This window comes from Sinorhizobium sp. P24N7 (assembly GCF_042436655.1).
Classification (GTDB): domain Bacteria; phylum Pseudomonadota; class Alphaproteobacteria; order Rhizobiales; family Rhizobiaceae; genus Sinorhizobium; species Sinorhizobium meliloti_A.
Map to the genome: position 1 here is coordinate 1 of NZ_JBHMIW010000159.1, position 382 is coordinate 382.

Below are 382 nucleotides of genomic sequence, written 5' to 3' on the forward strand. Positions count from 1 at the left end.
GTCTGGCAGGACCCGTTCACCACACTGTTCGACCCGGAGACCGCTATCTCGATCGCGGATTGCCTTGTCGCGCTCGGGTATCAGCCGGTGTTCATCAAGCTCCTGCCGGGCGGTAAGGCGGCGCATGTTCTGGGCGACCGCTCGCGTTTCCTGCGGCAGGCAAAACGATTGCACGGCGCGATCGGCGAAGTCGCCGCCTCCGGGCGTCCGATGATCGGGGTCGATGCGGCATTCGTGATGATGCTGCGGCAGGAATATGCCAAGAGCGGTCTCGGCGAGGCGAGGGTGCTTCTGGTGCAGGAGATGTTGAGCCGTGAGATCGCTTCAGGCCGAACGTTCCCCCAGGTAAGCGCTGACAGGTTGCCGAAGAAACTTTTTCTCC

The 382-nt window shown here is 62.6% G+C and carries 1 pseudogene; it reads left to right on the top strand.

The window, feature by feature from the left end:
• A pseudogene (locus ACFHWW_RS34430) lies at window positions 1-382 on the top strand (FAD-binding oxidoreductase); the annotation flags it as partial.